Source organism: Aliivibrio logei (assembly GCF_001691055.1).
Taxonomy (GTDB): domain Bacteria; phylum Pseudomonadota; class Gammaproteobacteria; order Enterobacterales; family Vibrionaceae; genus Aliivibrio; species Aliivibrio salmonicida.
This window is the reverse complement of sequence record NZ_MAJU01000029.1, coordinates 23,005-41,216: the sequence shown is the minus strand read 5'-3', so window position 1 is coordinate 41,216 and position 18,212 is coordinate 23,005. Positions and strand designations below refer to the sequence as shown.

18 protein-coding genes, 1 tRNA gene and 1 pseudogene are annotated in these 18,212 nt (G+C 39.6%); 6 read left to right on the top strand and 14 right to left on the bottom strand.

The features are described from left to right. Nucleotides 1-184 precede the first annotated feature (184 nt). Nucleotides 185-275 (top strand) — tRNA-Ser (locus A6E04_RS18260). Between the two features lie 52 nt (nucleotides 276-327). Here the strand turns inward: A6E04_RS18260 and A6E04_RS18255 are convergent. The 5 genes from A6E04_RS18255 to A6E04_RS18235 all read right to left on the bottom strand — a co-directional run bounded on the left by A6E04_RS18255 (nucleotide 328) and on the right by A6E04_RS18235 (nucleotide 3,746). After that, nucleotides 328-1,143 (bottom strand): 5'-methylthioadenosine/S-adenosylhomocysteine nucleosidase, encoded by an 816-nt coding sequence (locus A6E04_RS18255; protein WP_017020793.1) that lies wholly within the window; start codon nucleotides 1,141-1,143, stop codon nucleotides 328-330. A 113-nt stretch (nucleotides 1,144-1,256) separates the two neighbouring features. Beyond that, the gene (locus tag A6E04_RS18250; RefSeq protein WP_012549811.1) at nucleotides 1,257-1,751 is read right to left on the bottom strand and encodes a GNAT family N-acetyltransferase; all 495 of its coding nucleotides are present in this window, start codon (nucleotides 1,749-1,751) and stop codon (nucleotides 1,257-1,259) included. A gap of 162 nt (nucleotides 1,752-1,913) precedes the next feature. Beyond that, on the bottom strand, nucleotides 1,914-2,753 hold the full coding sequence (locus tag A6E04_RS18245) for an isopenicillin N synthase family dioxygenase (protein WP_012549810.1): 840 nt from the start codon (nucleotides 2,751-2,753) through the stop codon (nucleotides 1,914-1,916). Nucleotides 2,754-3,003: 250 nt separating this feature from the next. Continuing rightward, on the bottom strand, nucleotides 3,004-3,303 hold the full coding sequence (locus tag A6E04_RS18240; RefSeq protein ID WP_017020795.1) for a hypothetical protein: 300 nt from the start codon (nucleotides 3,301-3,303) through the stop codon (nucleotides 3,004-3,006). 5 nt (nucleotides 3,304-3,308) lie between these two features. After that, nucleotides 3,309-3,746, bottom strand: coding sequence for a YcgN family cysteine cluster protein (locus tag A6E04_RS18235; protein WP_023603560.1), 438 nt, complete (start codon nucleotides 3,744-3,746; stop codon nucleotides 3,309-3,311). Nucleotides 3,747-3,905: 159 nt separating this feature from the next. Here A6E04_RS18235 and A6E04_RS18230 point away from each other — a divergent pair, with 159 nt between their 5' ends. After that, nucleotides 3,906-4,157: a YkgJ family cysteine cluster protein gene (locus tag A6E04_RS18230; RefSeq protein ID WP_017022965.1), complete on the top strand. Its 252-nt coding sequence runs from the start codon at nucleotides 3,906-3,908 to the stop codon at nucleotides 4,155-4,157. On the opposite strand, the gene A6E04_RS18225 is transcribed toward A6E04_RS18230, so the two are convergent. Then, nucleotides 4,158-4,388, bottom strand: coding sequence for a TIGR02647 family protein (locus A6E04_RS18225; RefSeq protein ID WP_012549764.1), 231 nt, complete (start codon nucleotides 4,386-4,388; stop codon nucleotides 4,158-4,160). A gap of 146 nt (nucleotides 4,389-4,534) precedes the next feature. After that, complete coding sequence (locus A6E04_RS18220; protein ID WP_023603561.1) at nucleotides 4,535-5,434, bottom strand: Tim44 domain-containing protein; 900 nt, start codon at nucleotides 5,432-5,434, stop codon at nucleotides 4,535-4,537. Between the two features lie 225 nt (nucleotides 5,435-5,659). Here A6E04_RS18220 and A6E04_RS18215 point away from each other — a divergent pair, with 225 nt between their 5' ends. Beyond that, nucleotides 5,660-6,259 (top strand): TetR/AcrR family transcriptional regulator, encoded by a 600-nt coding sequence (locus A6E04_RS18215; protein ID WP_012549762.1) that lies wholly within the window; start codon nucleotides 5,660-5,662, stop codon nucleotides 6,257-6,259. 30 nt (nucleotides 6,260-6,289) lie between these two features. Beyond that, nucleotides 6,290-7,576 (top strand): annotated as a pseudogene (locus A6E04_RS18210) (MFS transporter); the annotation flags it as partial. A 43-nt stretch (nucleotides 7,577-7,619) separates the two neighbouring features. Here A6E04_RS18210 and menE read toward each other — a convergent pair. From menE to A6E04_RS18180, 6 genes are all read right to left on the bottom strand, one after another. After that, nucleotides 7,620-9,017, bottom strand: a complete 1,398-nt coding sequence (menE, locus tag A6E04_RS18205) for an o-succinylbenzoate--CoA ligase (RefSeq protein ID WP_023603563.1) — start codon at nucleotides 9,015-9,017, stop codon at nucleotides 7,620-7,622. Continuing rightward, the gene (gene menC, locus A6E04_RS18200; RefSeq protein ID WP_017022961.1) at nucleotides 9,005-9,979 is read right to left on the bottom strand and encodes an o-succinylbenzoate synthase; all 975 of its coding nucleotides are present in this window, start codon (nucleotides 9,977-9,979) and stop codon (nucleotides 9,005-9,007) included. Before menC ends, menE begins: the two co-directional genes overlap by 13 nt. 77 nt (nucleotides 9,980-10,056) lie before the next feature. Next, nucleotides 10,057-10,923, bottom strand: coding sequence for a 1,4-dihydroxy-2-naphthoyl-CoA synthase (menB, locus tag A6E04_RS18195; protein ID WP_017022960.1), 867 nt, complete (start codon nucleotides 10,921-10,923; stop codon nucleotides 10,057-10,059). 4 nt (nucleotides 10,924-10,927) lie between these two features. Next, complete coding sequence (gene menH, locus A6E04_RS18190) at nucleotides 10,928-11,722, bottom strand: 2-succinyl-6-hydroxy-2,4-cyclohexadiene-1-carboxylate synthase (RefSeq protein WP_065612039.1); 795 nt, start codon at nucleotides 11,720-11,722, stop codon at nucleotides 10,928-10,930. Continuing rightward, a complete protein-coding gene (menD, locus tag A6E04_RS18185; RefSeq protein WP_065612038.1) occupies nucleotides 11,706-13,439 on the bottom strand; it encodes a 2-succinyl-5-enolpyruvyl-6-hydroxy-3-cyclohexene-1-carboxylic-acid synthase in 1,734 nt (577 codons plus the stop codon). Before menD ends, menH begins: the two co-directional genes overlap by 17 nt. After that, entirely contained in the window at nucleotides 13,436-14,758 is a 1,323-nt protein-coding gene (locus A6E04_RS18180) for an isochorismate synthase (protein ID WP_017022957.1), read from the bottom strand. Before A6E04_RS18180 ends, menD begins: the two co-directional genes overlap by 4 nt. Here A6E04_RS18180 and A6E04_RS21375 point away from each other — a divergent pair. Then, nucleotides 14,751-14,888 (top strand): hypothetical protein, encoded by a 138-nt coding sequence (locus A6E04_RS21375; protein WP_023603567.1) that lies wholly within the window; start codon nucleotides 14,751-14,753, stop codon nucleotides 14,886-14,888. The genes A6E04_RS18180 and A6E04_RS21375 overlap by 8 nt on opposite strands. A gap of 196 nt (nucleotides 14,889-15,084) precedes the next feature. Continuing rightward, complete coding sequence (locus tag A6E04_RS18175) at nucleotides 15,085-16,299, top strand: pyridoxal phosphate-dependent aminotransferase (RefSeq protein WP_012549851.1); 1,215 nt, start codon at nucleotides 15,085-15,087, stop codon at nucleotides 16,297-16,299. A gap of 56 nt (nucleotides 16,300-16,355) precedes the next feature. On the opposite strand, the gene A6E04_RS18170 is transcribed toward A6E04_RS18175, so the two are convergent. Next, a complete protein-coding gene (locus A6E04_RS18170) occupies nucleotides 16,356-18,098 on the bottom strand; it encodes an SgrR family transcriptional regulator (protein WP_023603568.1) in 1,743 nt (580 codons plus the stop codon). Nucleotides 18,099-18,212: the final 114 nt, after the last annotated feature.

The following is an 18,212-nucleotide window of genomic DNA, read 5'->3' as shown; positions in this document are numbered from 1 at the left end:
TAACATCGCACTTAAGTGATTTAACAAATAAGAATAAACAGATAAGTACTGGAGTTGGTATAAAACAAAAAACATTAATTTTCGCTTTAAAATCACTCGATCTGATCGAATTTAGAGCGAACGATTTTTATATTTAAAAGAATGCTTTACATGATGAGGGCTTACGCCTATTATTCACGGCGTTGGAGGGATGGCTGAGTGGTCGAAAGCACCGGTCTTGAAAACCGGCAACCGTTAATAGCGGTTCTAGGGTTCAAATCCCTATCCCTCCACCAATTTCGAAGCCCTAGCAGAAATGCTGGGGCTTTTTCGTTATATAAAGTAAATTTATTTTTGGCTCGCAACCCACTTTTTCACAAAATCAATCACGTACTTCTGATTCACGGTTGCGGTCTCAGGATCAAAATCTTGATTGTGTAGGTCAGTGTTTGACAAAATACGAATACCTATAAACGGAATATTGTAAGCCTTAGCAACTAACGCAGCAGAAGAACTTTCCATCTCTTCAGCTGAAGTTTGATATGTTTTATGCAACCAGTTAATTCTCGCCACCTCGCGATTCCATTCATCAGCGGTTCCAATCACGCCCTTCACTACCTTACCTTTACCTGGGTGACTTACATTCTCGAAAGCAAAATCAACTAATGTGGGTTCAGAGTAAAATGCATCATGCTCAACTAGCTTGTTATCTTCTCTAAGACGCATAGTAACGGTAAAATTTTTCCATTTTTCAGGTTGAATACCAGCACTCGCTTCAGAAAACTCAGAGCGGTTTGCCCCCATATTGAAACTCTTTACAGCTAAAACAATATCACCTCGATACAATTCAGGATCATGTCCACCCGATGTACCTTGGTTAACAATCATACTTGGTGAAAACTTTTCAATCCCAAGTACGGTAGAGGCTGAAGCATTAGCAATACCCACTTCCGTTCTTGAGACAACCACTGGATAGCCGTCAATTGTTCCTTCCCAAAAAGTCCAAGACCCAATCGTCTCTTCTTTTTTATTTTCCAATTGAGCAACCATATACTCAACTTCAATATCCATTGCGCCTTGAAGAAGAATGGGTTGTGGCATTGCACTTACCGAAAATGAAAACATCATAGTTAAAGCAATAAAACAACAACGAAAGCCTTTCATATATTTATACCCTGTTTGAATTACATTGTTACACGAAAATATGCGGCGGATAATACATGAACAGACAATATAAGCAAACGATTGCTTTTGTCTATAAAAGAAAGATATCGAATCTATCTTTCCTTAACTAAGCTTTTTAACATCCAAACATCACAGCCATTATGTAACGTTCCATCAATCGGTTTTGGTAAATGCTCAAAACCCAAATTCTCATACAATTTAACGGCTGATTTCATACTTGAAAGTGTATCTAAATAACATTGAGTAAAACCCGCTTCTTTAGCAAAGTTTAATATTTTATCTGCCATGGTTTTACCAAAACCCCGCCCACGAGCCTCTGGTAACAAAAAGAGTTTTCTTAGCTCACAGGTCGTTTCACTGCTATCAAAAGGGGCAATACCACAACCGCCAACAACTCGCCCATTCAGCAATAGTATTAAATATCGGCTTCGATTCTTTTCATGATAATGCTTACTCATTTCAAGAACCTCATCATCTGAAGGGCCAAAACCCTCTCCTACCGCACCAAACTCAACGCCAACATTTTTGATGATGTAACAAATATCATTATCATGTTCAGGGGTTATCTTGACGATTCGATATTCCATATCTTTACTCCTTCATTTTTCATCTCATGTCATTATAGAAAAATAAAATCACTTATGTACGCGCCTCTCCACAGAGTAAACATCAATAGACAATCTAGGTCACACAGATACAAAAAAAGCGAGTAACCAAGGCTACTCGCTTTTTATAAACTACTAGGGCAATTAAATTACGCCCAACTCACGTAAACGTTCCATCAAATAACTATTTGCGGTGTGGCGTTCAGATAAAACCACATCTGGTTTAGGGTGTAAAAACAAAGGCAATGAAATACGAGATTTTGTTTTGTCAGCACCTTCAGGGTTCACAACGCGATGTGTTGTTGATGGATAATACCCTTCTGACGCTTCTTGCAGCATATCGCCAATATTAATAATTAGATTACCAAAATCACACGGCACATCTAACCATTCGTTTTCTTTTGTCTTAACTTGCAAACCTGGTTCATTAGCGGCAGGAAGTATCGTTAATAAATTGATGTCTTCATGTGCACCAGCACGAATAGCACCAAGCTCCTCATCGCCTTCTAACGGTGGGTAATGAAGAATACGAAGTAAGGTCTTATCACTCTGCTCAACCATGCTAGAAAGCGATTGAGAGAATAACTCAGACACGTCTGATGGTGAGTGCGCTTCAACCCAAGAAAGCAATTCTGATGCTAAAGTATTCGCATTATCATAATACTCTTGAATTTGTGCTTTCAATTCAGCAGGACATTGCCCTGTAGGGTAGTAATGGAAGTATTCTTTAATGTCTTTTTTTGTATGACCTTTCGCAACTTCAGACACTGAGGCTGGGAAAAAACCGTCTTGCGTGTCTACATTAAACTGAAAATTTTCTTTCTCTTCACTATTAAAGAATGAATACCAATTATCGTAAATACTTTGTACAAGATCTTGTTGAATTGGATGATTTTTCAGTACACCAAATCCCGTTTCTCTTAATGACTTAACAAACAGCTCTGCTGCATTTTCAGCAGTGTAATCGATCGCTTCTAATTTCATAATAATTATCTTATTGTTGGCTGACTGGTTTCTATTATTTGTTTCTTATAATGTATTGTTAAATTGTATTAAGATGCGCAGATAGCCTCAAGCGCTAATGTCTAAAAACAGACAACAATTTGTTTACATAGAGAAACACAAGTATTCCGTGCAACAACAATGAAGAGAAAAAGAAGAACATTCATGGAGGGATATTACCCAGCTATCGATTAACAATAGCGGGTAATTATTAAATTTTGATAGTACTAAGTTACCTTGGTAGCGGCTCTAAAATTCCATTTCTAACTAAGCCACGACGAACGTTTTTACACAGTTTGGCAAAACTTTCGATCTCTGAAAAATTGGGGATTTCTCCACGTTCAACGTAAGACTCCCAATACAATAATTCACCTTCCACCAATTCAATCAATTTACGCGGACAACCAACACACGTATCACCACATATCTGAGCTTCTGGCGCATCAAATGGAAAATCCGCTTTCACTAATTCGATGATATTCAGCATCGCAGTTTTACGGTCAGGTTTTTGTGTTTTTGGTTTATCAGACATACACGTTATCTATTTGGATGATTTGTAATGTGATCTTCCCAGTTCTTCACATCAATCGCATACACAACTTTATTTCTAACGCTTTCGCCAGCTGCATGCATCGCTGATTTAGATCCGGTAATCAATGGGTGCCATTCTGGGATCGGATTGCCTTCTGCTAATAAACGATATGCACAAGTTACTGGGAGCCAGTTAAACTCGGCGATATTCTCACGACTCAGTTTTAAGCACTCTTCACCAGAGGTAAAACGCTTAGCGTAATCCTTGCATGAACACGTTTTGCTATTTAGCCAACTACACGCAACGTTGGTGTAGTAAACTTCATCGGTATCTTCATCCATTAATTTATGTAAACAGCACTTCCCACAGCCGTCACAAAGAGATTCCCACTCTTGCTCTGTCATCTCTTCTAGTTTTTTTTGTTGCCAAAATTGCTCAGTCATTGCTTTACACTCATTATGGGAAGAGGCGGTTTTATACCCATCTTGCGATAAAAGTGCAAGTGGTTTACAGATCACAAGATAAGAATCCAGACTAACTTTGACCTGAAAGATGAAGAGTGGTATTTTGCGCATCCTTTAATTGATGCAATGAGATGATGTATGGAATGTAGATTATATTGCGGTGCCTGCTGTATTGCCCCAAGTATTACTTCATTTATTCCTGGAATGCCAAATGGGAAACCTGCAGGTGTACGTTGTGTTCAATTGAACGATGAGAATCTGTGTAAGCTATTTGGTCAGGCTGAACGCCCAAAGGTGTGTCACCAATTTAAAGCTTGCCCTGACGTGTGTGGTTCAACCTCAGAACAAGCATTGCAAACGATCACTGAATTAGAATCAATGACGCTTTAATTACGATAATACGCGAATAACGTTTTGTACTTGCTCTGAGACTTCAGTACCGTGGGCTGTTAAATAACCACCATCATTTTGTGTTACCAATCCTTTCGTGAAAAGACGCTTCATTGCTTCGATTGCTTCGGGTGCTGCGTCTGAATGAACTTTTAAACCCGCTTGAGTGCTTTCTAGTGGGAATTGCTTGAGAAGGTTCATTTCTTCAATAATATCTTTATTAAATGGCATATATAATCTCTCTTATTTATTAACTGATTTCAGCATAGACTGTCTTTCAAAGATTAAAACAGAGCTAGATCACACCTATAAAAAATCCCCATAGGATTACTCTCTATGAGGATATTTTTTAATCAACTTTCTTGTATCTAAAGCACTTAAGCTTGAATACCGATGATTAACCATGGTGCATTAGGCTGCGTAAGATCGCGCTCTAAATGCCAAACATCAGTGATGTCTTCTTCAAGACCTTCCACTGAATCACGGTAACGTCCTGAGAACTGTAGGCTTAATTGTGCACTGCTTGCATTGTGCTCAGCACGAACAACTTCTGCATCAACAAACATAACGTCAGTATGTTGCTCACCTTCAAGGTTTGCACGTTCTTGAACCAAATCATTGTAAAGACTGATTGATACGTACTCTTGAATAGTTTCAAGTTGGTTATGGTTCCATGCACCTTGTAAAATACGGTAGTGCTCACGAGAACCATTGATGAAACCTTGCAAATCAAAACCCGGTGGGTAGTTATGCGGCACTTCATCAGAACCAATCGAACCAAAACCACCTGTTGCTTGTGTTTGTGGTTGAGCTTGATCGCCTTGGAAATACTGTTGGTTATCACGGAAACTCGGCTTTTCATCATGAGACGCTTGTGGGCCTGCGTAGGCGGCCCCTTGCCTCTGATTTATGCTTCCGGCTTTGGACGCCATAAACATACGGAAAAGTTTGAATAAAACAAATGCAACACCAGCCATAATAATGATATCCATAAATTGGATACCTTCAAAGCCGCCGCCGCCAAACATTGATGCTAGAAGGCCACCGACAAGAAGGCCGCCAAGTAATCCGCCCATAAGGCCTTTCTTACTTGATGCTCCTTTAGCGGTATCTTGCTTACCAATTGTGTTGGTATTTTGTTGTTTTTGTTTTGGTGCAGGGGCTGTTTTAAAGCTCTTACCAAATGATTTACCACCACCAAATTTCTTTGCCTCTGCATGAGGAGCAGCAAAAACAAAAACAAACATAAGGGCAGCAACAGATAAAAGACGTTTCATTATCTCTTCCTTTACTCTATTAAAATAATTTGATCCGATAATAGCCTGCATCGCTGCACATTGGGAGCTTTAATATGGATGAGTATGTTTCAGAGTGTTAAAACGATATTAGTTTGATTCTCAACATTGTGCTTTCCGCCCTAATTGATAAAACTCTTACTTGAAGAATCACCAATTACATTTAGAATTAAGAACATTGTTCAACATTACTCATTAAAGGTTATTATGGCTCGCAGAAATGACCATTCTCATCAAGAAATACGTGAAATGGCATTAAATAATGTGAAGTTGTATCTTGAAGAACACTCACATCACGAACTCAGTTTAAGAAAATTAGCCAAAAGCATTGGTTATGTCCCTAGCACGCTCGTCAATATTTTTGGTAGTTACAATTTATTACTGCTTCGCTCCATTGCCCAAACACTTGATGAACTGATGCAACGAATCGCATTAGGTATAGAAAATAGCACAACATCAGAAGAAGCATTAAAAGCCATTGCTTACTGCTATTACGACTTTGCAAAACAACACCCTAATCGCTGGCAGCTAATCTTTGAGCATAATATGAATGGTGAATTATTACCGGAATGGCAAGAAGACCGCATCAATCAAATAATGACAATGCTAGAAAGTATTATTCGAACCATTAACCCCTCAAAGAGTGATGGTGATATAGTCGTAACCAGTCGTGTTATTTGGGCAAGCGTTCACGGAATTACACAATTAAGTGTTGATGATTTATTTTTCTCCGGCTTACCATTTGATGGGCACCAATTAATCGATAACTTATTTGATAATTACATTAATCAATGGAAGATCAGCTAGTTTAATTTTTGAGTTACTAAAAGGATTTTTATGGCGAAGCAAGCGCAACTACTTACTCAGCGTCGATTTTTTCCATATTTCATGACTCAAGCTTTAGGTGCATTTAACGACAATATTTATAAAAATACCCTTTTATTATTTGTAGCTTTTGCCAGTGCCGATTCTTTGCCTATCTCATCCAATTTATTTATAAATTTAGCCGCTGGTTTATTTATTCTTCCTTTTTTTCTATTCTCCGCACCTGCCGGAATTTTAGCCGACAAATATGAAAAATCAGCGTTTATCCGTAAAGTAAAATTGGCCGAAATTGGTATTATGTTATTGGGAGCTGTTGCCTTTATTCTGCAAAACTACACTCTACTGTTAATCTTATTGTTTTTAATGGGCACACAATCCGCCTTTTTTGGGCCAGTAAAATACGCACTACTCCCTCAACAATTAAAAAAAGAAGAATTAGTCTCTGGGAATGCATTAGTAGAAACAGGCACCTTTCTCGCTATTTTGTTTGGGACCATTGGTGCGGGGTTTATTGCATCACAAGAATATGCTCACTATATCGCCGCCGCCGCTGTCGTACTCTTGGCTATCTTAGGCTATTTAACGAGCCGTTCGATTCCTTACGCCAAAGCCATGAACCCAACGCTTAACTTCCAATGGCGTCCAGTTAAGCAAACAAAACACACAATTCAAATAGCCAAACGTAACCCTGTGGTATTTTTAGCAATTATGGGAATAAGTTGGTTCTGGTTTTTAGGCGCAAGCTACCTTACTCAATTCCCAAATTACACCCATTTACATTTGAATGGCAATGCAACAACGGTAACCGTGTTATTAGCTCTTTTTTCTATTGGTATTGCGATAGGATCATTAGCTTGCGATGTGATTTCAAAGCATAAAATTGAATTGGGGATAATTCCATTAGGCAGTTTAGGTATCTCTGTATTTGGCTCAATCCTTTATGTCATGACCCCAACCGCACCCGTTGATGCTATAGGTTTTATTCAATTATTATCTAACTTGGATTTATTGCCTGTTTTCATCAGTTTGTTTTTACTCGGCGTGTCTGGTGGGATATTTATTGTTCCACTTTATGTCATGATTCAAACCTACCCACAACCAAAGTATCGTTCTCAAATTATTGCTGCAAATAACATTTATAATGCCCTGTTCATGGTAGGCAGTGCCCTTCTCGGAATTATAATGCTTTCTGTCGTAAATTTATCAATACCGCAGTTTTTTGGATTATTATCAGCAATGAATTTATGCGTAACCGTGTATCTTTTTTACCGATTTTCAGGGCGTGTATCTCGATTTATTAAAGCACGATATCTTTAATAAAATGCACACCCTGATAATTTATTTATGCGGGTAATAAATCGTTCACCCACTCTCTTACTTTTTGTCGAGATATTTTAATGCCCGTATTGAGTAACGACTCAGGCATTAATTCATAACGAATAGGCAATTCATACGAGGTAAGTTTGTCAGATAAGAAATAAGTAAGCTCTTCTTCCTTAATTTCTGATGTAGTAACGACAGCGGCAACAGGTCGATAACCAAATTGTTCATCCACGCTTTCAACGACAATCACTTGCTCAATCATTGGATGCAATAATAACGCTTGTTCAATTTTTTCAGGGTGTATATTCTCCCCTCCAGAAATAAACATGTTATCAGCACGTCCTTTAATATGCAGCTCACCCGTAGAAACATCACCTAAATCTTTTGTTTTAAACCAGCCATCGTCTTCAGCAATATCGATGATGCCAGATGAACGATAATAGCCAAGTGCTAACGTTTCGCCTCGAACTAAAACCTCACCATGATCAATTTTAATCTCTCGATAAGGGAGGACATTTCCAACGCCAGTATGACCATCCGCTCGCTTAGCGGTAACAGTAGAACCCATCTCTGTCATACCATAGCCTAACCAGCATTCAATACCTTGCAATTCAGCCGCGTCCGTTAGTTCAGGAGGGATAACGGCTCCCCCTAACAATACGCGCTTTAAGGCTAAACGGGATACTTGGTCGTCCGCCAAGATTTGAGCTAGCTGTGTTGGCACTAATGACGCATGAGTGACACTAGATAAATCATGAAGAAGTCCGTTCGATGTCGGCATGACTAATGTTGCACCGGAGAGTAGCCAACGCCACACAATCGCAAGACCAGATACATGAAATAGTGGTAACGATAATAACCACGAATCGCATACATCAAAATCCATCCAACTAAGTAAGCCTGCCGCAGAATGTAAATGATTATTCGCACTGTGTGCAACGGCTTTTGGTAAGCCAGTCGACCCAGAAGTAAAGGTCAATGTGGCTAACCGACCCAACTGCCAAGTGGCTGCTATGACGCCATATTCAGCATTAATCAATTGTAAATGATGCCACGTTCCCGAGATTGTTTTTTGGTCTTTACCAAACCAAATATAACTCGCAGAAATACTCGTAACTAACTGATGAAGTTCGCACTCTGGTTTTTTGGGATTAATACTTGCAAAACGTGCTCCGATACGGACACAAGCAAGTTGCAACCAGACTAATTCAATGCAGTTCTTAGAAATACCGACAACGACTTCGTCACGTTTAACACCTTGCTGGAGTAATCCGTTCGCGTAGCGATTTATTTGAGTCGATACTTCAGCCCATGTCCAGATCGTATCACCATCTCGTAATGCGATTTCAAGCTCGCGTGTTTCACTCCACTTAACCCACGGCCAAGTTGTAAATTCAGGCGTAATTAACTTACCCATATCACCTCGAGATCGGACAGCGCTTGCATCGGTAACTCACAATGAGGCCACGGTGTGTCTAACTGCATTTTAAATAAATCGATGGTATCTAAACCAGGGATCGTATTCGGTGTTTTCCAAGCAGCAAGTCGTGCAAGTTGTGTTAGCGCTAAACTTGATTCAATACTTGAACTGATCACGGCTTGCATTCCTAATTGGTGTGCCTGCTCAACAAGTTCAATACATTTACCGACAGAGCCAACTAGCGTCGGTTTAATTACGATTGCCGCCACGCCATCTTGAGCTTTCACTTCAAAACCTTCATCACGTACGGTTTCATCCCACGCAATGGCAATTCCCGTCGCTTTAGAAAATTCAAGACTTTCTTCTGGGCTATGACAAGGCTCTTCTAAAAACTCAATGCGAGAACGGTATTGCGGGCTAACATAATTCGCAAATTGCTCTGCTTTTTTAGGAGTCCAACCGCGATTAGCATCAAGACGCAAAGAGAGATCGGGGATCAACTCTAAAAACATATTCGCAACCATTCCATCACGAATCGCTTCATACATTCCAACTTTAATTTTCGCGACTTTCTTACCGCTCATCTCATTTAGCTTCACCACTAAATCGTCTGGATCACCAGAACACAAAGGAGCTGCTTGATAATTACCAACTTCAGGTAGATTATTTTCAAGCTCAAGTAATGCCATGCTAAAACCAAAAGCAACAGAGGGACAATTGGCATCCACATCCAGAACTTCATCATTTAACCACGCTTGAGTTAATGAGATTAGATCTTCACGTGCTTGTTCTAAATTTTCTTGGCTAAATTCAGGTAAAGGCGCAATTTCACCTTTTGCTGTGTGTTTTCCATCACTTAATTCAATGATCAACCCATCTCTTTGTTGAAGACGTTGCTCACGAAGAATCACTCCACTGTCCATAGGGAGTTGATATTGATATATCTTGGCTGTTTTCATTTGTTACTCCAACCAATAAAAAGAAAAAAGAGACTCAGAGAGCCTCTCAAACTTATCAAAATAAGTGATAGTGTCGCTTATGGATTACGAGGGAATTTATCGAAATCAGGGCGGCGCTTTTCATTAAATGCGTTACGACCTTCTTGACCTTCTTCAGTCATGTAGAACATCATTGTTGCATTACCAGCAAGTTCTTGAAGACCGGCTTGACCATCACAATCTGCATTTAATGCTGCTTTTAGACAACGTAATGCCATTGGACTATGTTGTAGCGTCTCACGACACCAGCGAACCGTTTCTTTCTCTAAATCAGCAACAGGGACGACGGTGTTTACTAAACCCATGTCTAGTGCTTCTTGAGCATCATAGAAACGACATAAGAACCAAATCTCTCGGGCTTTTTTCTGGCCTACGATACGAGCCATGTAAGATGCACCCCAACCGCCATCAAAAGAACCGACTTTAGGGCCTGTTTGACCAAATTGAGCGTTCTCTGCTGCGATAGTTAAATCACACATCATATGAAGAACATGACCACCACCAACAGCGTAGCCTGCAACCGCAGCAATCACTGGTTTTGGACACGTACGAATTTGACGTTGGAAATCCAATACGTTTAAGTGGTGTGTGCCACTGTCATCACGATAACCACCGTAATCGCCACGGATCTTCTGATCACCACCAGAACAGAAAGCCTCTTCGCCTAACCCCGTTAGAATAATAACGCCAACTTTCTCGTCATAGCGAGCATCTGCTAGCGCATCCATCATCTCTTTAACCGTACCAGGACGGAATGCGTTACGTACTTGCGGACGTGCAATCGTAATTTTTGCAATGCCATCTGCAGATTTATGATATTGAATGTCTTCATATTGCGCAGTGCAATCTGTCCAATTTACTGGAGCGTAAAGTTCTTCTTCTGAAATGCCAACAGTTCTTGCCATGGGGTTATGTCCATTGTTGTAAGAATGTATTAAGTACATGTGTAAAGCGTTCGGGCTGTTCCACATGAGCGTTATGACCAGCCTGAGCAATGATTTGATACGTTAATTGACTTTGCTCAGCCAAGTGTTGAAATTTTTGATCTGCTTCACCGCAAATATAAAGCGTAGGGATGGTGCAACGATGCAGCTCGTTAAGCAAATATGGTTGCTTAGCCAGTGAGGTTGATCTCAACATCATTCCAATCGAGAGTCCAAGATTATCACTTCTCTTTACCACTAAAACTTGTCTTTGCTCAGGGTTTAGTGAAGAAAATACCTTTTGTTGGTACCAATTGTCTAAAACATCAGCAATCGGTTGTTGTTCAAATCGTTCTGCCCACATCGTGTCATTTTGCCAACGAATGTGCTTTTCTTCTTTTGAGATTAAACCAAAGTTCCCTCCTTCAACGCACAAACCTCGGAGGGTTATGTCATTAGGAAGCTGAAAAAAAGCACTCAGATACATCGCCAAACGCCCTCCTAAAGAGTAACCGACAAGCACAAACTCTTGATACGGAGAACTGTGGCACTGCTCAATAATAAGCTGGCATGCTTGTTCAAATCCGGTTGACTCTTCCAATTCCACCGACTGACTTTTACCGTGCCCAGGAAGATCAATTAATAATACAGGGTGTGATTGAGCAATGACGGAAGCTATCTGATCCCACTCTTTTGTTGAGCCCAATAGTCCATGTAAAAACACCACGCAAGGTTGTGTAGTGCTTTCTATGGGTTCAATCAATTTAGAATAAAGTGGCATGTTGAATGGTTTGGAATAATCGTGTTAATTCTTCGCCTGCTTGACCTGACGGTGTATTAATTTCAACTAAGTGAACACCGCTTTTTAAACCGTCATTGATCATGGATATTGCACAGCTTAAAGTTTCGGGCTTATGGTAGGTCAACCCAAACATGGCAGCCGCGTGGCTAAATTCTAAATGATGAGGCATACGATAGAAATCATCTTTTTTCTTTTCATTAACAGGCAGTAAATCAAAAATACCACCACCATCATTATTTAAAACGACGACAACAATCGGTTGTGTCGCTTGTTTTAATAATGCTAATGAATTCAAATCATAAAGTAATGACGTATCACCCACTAAGCACAATAAAGGGCTCTGATTCGAAAGATGAACCCCCATTGCTGTTGCCATTAACCCATCAATACCAGAAGCACCACGGTTGGTATAAACGGGTTGCTGATTAATCTCACCAACCATATCTAATAAACGAACAATTAAACTGTTACCAATAAACCAGTCACAGTGATTTACCTTTTGGCCAACCGTCAGTGCGAAACTTAATTCAGATAATGTCTCAGTATGACAAACCATTGAGCACGTAAGCGCCAAGATATTTTGAGAGGCCACTTTTAATGACTCACTCCATTGCGTTAATGGGGCATGATCAAAGTAACAATCTCTTCCTTGTAAGCGTTCTGTGTGTGCCGTACACCAATCAATAATAGAGGCATGATAACGAGTATGCTGACGGAACGTTGAATCAAGTAACTCGGGATGTGTATCCACTATCCAATACTGTTGATCGTACATAGATAACCACGCACTAAGACGCTTTGATACCAAACGCGCACCAAATTGAAGCACGCACTCTACATCACCCAATAACGCTAAACAGTTTTGGTTTTGCATCCATAAATCATAATGAGCCCATTCAGAACAATAACCAGATTGAGGATCAGACAAAACAGGCCAACCTAACTCTCGACCTAGTTCTGCAGCCGCTTGCGCCTCAACTAACGTCACTTTGCCGATGATCACGACCCCTTTCTTTTGAGCGACTTGCATCCACTGAGGAGATACAGCGACATCATAGTTTGGCGTTAATTGTTCGACATAAGGAAGCGTTGTTGTTTTCCACGCTTGAATCGGCGCTAAATACGCGAGTAAAAGGGTTTCGTCTTTTTTGCCATAAAAAGGTTCAGGAAAAGGACAGTTCACATGAATCGCCCCGCCTTGCTCTTTCTGAGTAAAGCAAGCTTGATCCAAACGACTTAATACCCATTGAGCAGGTACATTCAAACTAGGAGAAGGTAAAGAAAGAGAATGGCACACATGAGAAGAGAAAATATTATGTTGATTAATGGCTTGATTGGCTCCGCAATCGATCAATTCAACAGGACGGTCTGCCGTTAAGAGAATAAGTTTTTCTTTGGTTAATCCAGATTCAACCACTGAAGGCAATAAATTGGCTACGGCGGTACCCGAAGTCACAATAACAGCAACAGGTTGCAGCGAAGCTTTCGCAATACCTAAGGCTAAAAACCCTAATCCACGCTCATCAAAATGCGTATGAATCGATAAGTTCTCATGCTCTGAGGCAGCAAGAGTTAATGGTGTTGAGCGAGATCCCGGAGCAATACAAACATGCTTTACTCCATTTCGAACCAATTCTTCAATAATTAATTCAGCCCAAACTTGGTTTAGCATAACTTGTTGCTCTGGTTGCATCATGCGACTTGCGACTCCGTAATTTCTGGATTCATTGTAATATCAGATTCTAATAAGGTGCATAACGTTGATGTCTTTCTATCTAATTCATCCCATTCACTGCTTGGCTCTGAACCAGGAACGATACCTGCACCAGCAAAAAGATGAAGTTTATTGCCCATAACCAATGCGCTTCGGATCGCGACACAAAACTCACTGCGTTGTTGGCTTAAAAAACCAACGGCACCACTGTACCAACCACGAGCAAAAGGTTCGTTATCAATAATAAAGTCCAATGCAGACATGCGAGGTAACCCCGCAATAGCCGCTGTTGGCTGTAAATTATCAAGCAATTGAGAATCACTGCATTCTTGATTAATTTCAGCTGAAATTGGACGTTTTAAATGTTGAACTTTACGTAATTTAACCAGCTCAGATTTTTCAGCTACCTTCATTGAAAGACTGAATTTAGATAAGCGATTAACAATATCATCCACTACAAGACGGTTTTCATATTGGTTTTTCTTGTCAGAGATTAACCATGATGCAAGTTGATCATCTTCTTCTTCATCATGACCACGACCAATGGTTCCCGCTAACGCTTCTGTTTTTAACGCATACCCATTACGAACATATAAACGCTCAGGGGTTGAACCGATAAAACAATGTTCGCTATCCAACGCCATCATAAAATGAAAACTGTGGCTATTGGCTTTACGACTCGCTTTTAAAAATTGTGCAGACGACAACGGTTGGTCAAGCGTTAGTGTTGTTTTTCGTGCTAATACCACCTTTTCAAATTTCTTATTTGAGATGGCAGTCAACGCTTTATTGACCATGTTTGACCAATCTTCTTTTTCAGGCGTATTGATACGTTGTTGAACACGACAATGCAATTCAGATAATGACGTAAATTGCTCACTTAACTTATCTAACGTTGACAATAAACGAGAATTATCATCTGACAAATTGACCATGAAATGCCACGATGATTTTAAACGCGTAATTTCAACTTTAGGCAAAAAGAAAAAAGAAGACATACAACGACGGTTTCGCTCAGTGCGTCCATCAAACGATCGCCCACCCCACACTCGTTGTTGAGGCGCTAATATTTGTTGCGCCGCCTTTGGGTCAGTAAAAGTCTTCACTTGGCCTAACACCGCAACTTCTTCTTCACCATCACGAGATTGCCAATAAAACTTAGGGTAAATCGGTTGCGCTTCAAGCCAATCAATAAGTTGATCACCAACCGCCCAATCTAAGTCAATACAAATGGTATGAGATGATGTTGCTTGTGCTATTTGATGACGAATCGATTCAATGGCATCTTGAAAAGTGGACAAATTAACCTCTCCTGATCGTTTTCAGCCATCATGGCACCGTTATACACAAGCCGAATTGCTTGCTATTTCCTTGTTAGATGTAGTGATTCTAGCAAAAGTGCAGCAAATAAAAAATAATTCACATCAATAGTATGTCTAAAAAATAAAACTGGTATCAAAATGTGTCTCTTTGTGAAGGCTAAATCAATCTAAATTATCCTCACCCTCCAGACGTAAATACTGCAAGAGCCATTTTTACACGATTTTTTTCTAAAAATTGTTTCTCAGTCTATAAGAAATAGTGTAATTTGGGCTTATATCGTTTTTTATATCAACAAGGTTAAACCATGCAAAATATTGCAATGTCATCAAAACTTAGCAGTGTATGCTACGACATTCGCGGTCCTGTTCTTAAACATGCTAAAAGAATGGAAGAAGAAGGGCAGAAAATTCTTAAACTAAACATTGGGAATCCCGCCCAGTTTGGTTTTGACGCCCCTGAAGAAATCCTTGTTGATGTAATTAAAAACCTACCAACCTCACAAGGTTACGGTGACTCAAAAGGCATTTATTCAGCGCGTAAAGCGGTTGTACAACACTATCAACGTCGTGGTTTATTAGATCTTGACGTAGAAGATGTGTACATCGGTAACGGGGCTTCTGAATTAATCGTAATGGCAATGCAAGCGTTGCTTAACAATGGCGACGAAATGCTGGTTCCTGCACCTGACTATCCTTTATGGACTGCGGCAGTATCGTTATCTGGTGGTAATCCTGTTCATTACTTATGTGATGAAGGTGCTGATTGGTACCCAGATCTTGACGACATCAAAAAGAAAATCACACCGAACACCAAAGGGATTGTATTAATTAACCCAAACAATCCAACAGGTGCGGTATACAGCCGTGACTTCTTATTGCAAATAGTCGAAATTGCTCGTCAAAACAATTTGATCATTTTTGCTGATGAAATTTATGACAAAGTTCTTTATGACGGCGCAATTCACACGACATTGGCGACACTAGCACCCGATTTACTTACCGTAACATTTAACGGTTTATCTAAAGCTTATCGTGTTTGTGGTTTCCGTGGTGGCTGGATGTTCTTGAATGGCCCTAAAGATCATGCTCAAGGGTATATTGCAGGTCTTGATATGTTGGCTTCAATGCGCTTATGTGCCAACGTACCAATGCAGCATGCTATTCAAACCGCATTGGGTGGTTATCAAAGTATTAATGAACTTCTGCTTCCGGGTGGCCGTTTATTGGAGCAACGTGATAAAGCGTATGAATTAATCACACAAATTCCAGGCGTGAGTTGTGTTAAGCCAAAGGGCGCAATGTACTTGTTCCCTAAACTTGATCCGAAGATGTACAAAATTAAAGATGACCAGAAATTCGTACTGGATTTCTTGATCAAAGAAAAAGTATTACTCGTTCAAGGTACCGGTTTTAACTGGCCAACACCTGATCACTTCCGTATCGTTACACTGCCTCGCGTAGATGACTTAGAAGTTGCGATCGGACGCTTAGAGCGTTTCTTACATACTTATAAGCAATAATAAATACGTACTAAACAAACGAAGGTCTGCATAATTGCAGACCTTTTTTATGCTAATTAATCTTCAGTCCAAACATCTTGAATTGCAGGCCAACCCCACCCAGTAATAGACACGCCTTTAAGCACTCCCTGAAAACGGAGAGTCTGCCGATGATGAAATAAAGGTAATAACCTGTAATCACTAATCATACTTGAAGCGACAGATTCTAATTTACCTAAGTAATCCGTTAACTCACTCCCGTTCCTAATATTTATTAACTCTGCTTTCAACCATTCCTGAATATCAGTAGAAAGACTTTGATGTAAAATTGGATTTGATAAAAGCCAACGATATACTGATGTAGGCCTGTTATCATCTAAATCTAAGCTAGTTAAGATGATGTCTTCAAGAAGTGTCTTCTCTCTCGCCCTTTGGTAAAAATCATCAAATGCATAACTATTAATCTGACACTTAACGCCACTTTGATTTAATACTTCCTTAATGATACTCGCACATCGAAACAAAGCTTGATGATCAAATACGGCAATCGTCAGTATCTTAGGTAATTCCTGTTTTTCCGAAGGCGAATGAATTGTTGTCATCCAGTTTTGAAGTAAATTATACGCCGGTACTGCTTCTATTTTACCTTTAGACTGAATGAATTGTTCCTGCAATTTATCTGGTGCTAAGATCTGGCTTAAATATTTACGCTGTAATAGTGATAAGCCTGAATTATGGTTAAAAAGTGCAAGTAAACATCCATCTTCAATTCGTGTTTTTATTTCATTATTTTCAACTTTTTTATTATCTTCATTCTTTTCAAGATAATGAGTGCAAGTAGCCTCTTTATCTACATCGGCTTCGCCACTTTGCATTCCTATTTTACCTAATGAATCTCTCATCACCTTCCATATAGTGACGCTATCAGCCAATGCTCTACATCCATAATATCGGTCAAATGCCTGCAATTGTAATCGTGTTTCTGAATGCTCTTCTACTTGAAATGCACCACTACCAACAATTCCTTTTAAGGAAAATAGTTGAGAAACTGGTTGAATAGAATAACGAGCATCTGCAAGTAATCCCGCAAAGCCAAGATCGGGTTGGTCTAATTGAAACTGAATACAGTGTGAATTGGTAGCGGATATAGCAACAACATGCGCCAATTCATGTTGATATTCTGACAAGATTTTTAACTTTTGAAATAATTCAACAATACATTCAGCGGTAATTACACTTCCATCGTGAAAGGATAGATTCGGACGTAGATAAAAACGCCATTGATACAATTCACCATCGTAAACCCAATGATGTGCGAGTTGAGAAGAGAGTTTGCCATTGCTATCACATTCGGTTAAACAACAGTAAACCTGTCGTAAAAGAAAACGCTCACTATTTCTTAATGACCGATGTGGCAATAATGCAGAAAAAGAGCGGCGGTAAGTAAGCTGAATATGCAGCTGACCTTCACGTCGAACCACACCAGATGTGTTTTGAAGTAATGAACCAAATAAAGCTCGATCATTATTGATTAAAGAAAGAGCTTTTTCATACTTACCATTAGAAATCATTATTTTAGCGAGTTCTGATTGTAACTCGTCAGCGTGATAATTTAAGTAAAGAATAGAGCGTTGATTCCGACCAACTTTAGGTCGCCACTCTAGCCATCCCAAACTACTCATCTCTTTTAAAATAGTACGACAATGCCTTGCGCTAGTAAAAACAAGATCGGCTACCTCATTTAATGTAATCGAAATCTCAGTTCTAACACCTAACTTCACGATTCTAAAATAATAAAGAGCTAATTTATCTTCAACCAAAACATCACCTACCTTATCGAATAAACTTCCTCATTTAAAGCAAACATACCAAACTTGAGCGAAATAACAGCCAAAAAACGCATTAAAAGGAAGTAAATTAATAAATAAACTCTC